Consider the following 2,368-nt stretch of genomic DNA (forward strand, 5'->3'; position numbering starts at 1 on the left):
GCCATTATAATCATACTGGAATGATACGCTTTCGCCAGGATTAAATAGTAAGAAATGATTAGCTGCAGCCCCCTCTAAACCAATACTTTTAAATGCTTCAATCATACTACCATCATCAATAATACTTTGAACTTCACGACGTGTATACTTAACACCAAAAGACCAATCATCGTTTATCATACCTTGATACCCTAAGATAAGCTCATCTTGATACATTGGGGCTAAGCCACTATCGCGAACACTTACAGGACTTGGAGTCGTTCCATCTCCAATTACGTCAGTATCACCTAGTTTATCTCCTAAAACAGGAACACCGTCAGTACCTTCACTTTGTATTGTGTAGTAATCATGAGTATATAACTCTGCACCAGCTAAGCGAACATTAGTGTTTGAAGCAACAGGTAAAAAGTAACGTCCGGCATTAGCAAATACTTTGTGCTCGCCATCACCAAACAGATCATAAGCTAACCCTAAGCGCGGTGCAAATTGATTGTCTATTTTAACAAATGTATCACCACTTGCATTAAGATTTTCAAAGCTATCCCAACGGAAACCAATAGTTGCAGTTAGGCGGTCGGTTATATTCCAAGTATCTTCGATATAAAATGCTTCGTTATTGATGTCAAACTCACCGCCAACATTGTAATTACGTACACGAACATACCGGCCTGAATCTTGAATCTCATAACCATTTGGTAAAATCGCACCGGCATCATAACCAATATATCGGTAATAAATTCCACCAGAAAGCTCTACTTCACTAGTTGAAGTGTTTTTCTCTGCATCATAACCAAAACGTAACTGATGATCATCAGCTACTCGCCATTCAAAATCAATTCTATATTGCTTACGTTCGTCACTATTTGTTGATATTTGAAATGCTGAAGGATCCCAACAACCAAGATTTTGTCCATTTTGAGCATCAATGATTGCAGGACAATCTGCACCATCTGAACGGGTTGTATCATTAAATTCAACTTTACCCGCCATAGCAGACACTGAAAAATAATCCGTAATATTACCATTATAACGTATTGACCAACTAGTGCCTCCAGTTAATGAACTAGATGATGAAGTGTTTTCTGTATCTAAAACACCATTTTCATCCCTATCATATGTTGTCGAATTTTCAGTTGTTTCATCTTTGAAAATCCATCCCATCAAGGTATGGTCTTCATTGATGTTCCAGTCAAGACGGGCTAAATAATAAGGGTCGTCATCATTACGATTTAATAATGTTGTCCCACGAGTTTGGATGTCATCGTAATTTGTCTCTCTAAATTCATATAGACCATAGAAAAATAAAGTATCTTCAATTAACGCACCACTTGCAAAAAGATCTGTTTTTCTTGACTCTCTTGAATCACCACTATTATCGGTAATAATATCACCAATTCGGTTGGCACAATCTTCAACAACGTCACCATTTTCAGCTTTATAGCTACAATCATCAGCTAAATAATAAGAGTTTGGACGTTTCCCATAGAGCGAATCAAGGTTTTGTGTATGCTGTAAACCAAAATGGAACTCGTTAGAGCCACTTTTTGTTACAGAGCTAACAACACCACCAGTAGAGCGTCCAAATTCAGCTGAGTAACCACCTGTTTTAATCTGGAAAGAGTCATAAGCCAAAAATGGAATAGTAGACCCGCCAACACCATTGCGGAAATTGGTCATATTAAGACCATTTACATAATAAACATTTTCAGCTTGAGAAGCACCGCCAAAACTACCTAATGAACTACCTTTAGCATCTGAAAACCGTGCATCACCTAAATTTACGCCGGGAGATAGCATTGCAACAGATGTAATATCTTGAGCAACAGGTAAGCGCGATAATTCATCAGCGGAAATATTAAATGATGCTTCTGAGTTTGTAACGTCAACACGTGCAATTCGGCTACCAGTCACAGAAATAACTTCGAAGTCACCTGCAACCATATTAATTTCAAGAGACGAAGACTTACCAATTGCAATATTTACATCATTTAACACAGATGTCTGATAGCCATCTTTTTCTATTTTAATATCATAATTACCGATTGGAATTGAACCTAAGTTAAATTGCCCCTTAGAATCTACAATCAACTGTTTAACATAACCATTTTCTTTGTTAGAAATAGTAACAGTTGCCCCAGCAATAGGCGCTGAACTTGATTGTTGAGTTACAACCCCTTTAATCGCACCATCAACGTTTCCTGCTAATGCAGTTGCACTGTAAAAAGTTAATGAAGAGCAAATTGCTGCGCAAACTGCAGCTTTTTTAAATAATTTGTTCACTTGTATCATTATTGAATCCCTAAATGTTATTATTTATATACCCCATTAATAATTGGGGTATATATATTTAACATTTACAAAACAAAAC

At 36.9% G+C, this 2,368-nt stretch carries 1 protein-coding gene; it reads right to left on the bottom strand.

The window, feature by feature from the left end:
* A partial coding sequence (locus H5232_RS22945; RefSeq protein ID WP_182831603.1) for a TonB-dependent receptor occupies window positions 1-2,289 on the bottom strand: 2,289 nt, incomplete at its 3' end.
* Window positions 2,290-2,368: the final 79 nt, after the last annotated feature.

It is taken from the genome of Pseudoalteromonas sp. SG41-5 (assembly GCF_014164495.1).
GTDB lineage: Bacteria > Pseudomonadota > Gammaproteobacteria > Enterobacterales > Alteromonadaceae > Pseudoalteromonas > Pseudoalteromonas rhizosphaerae.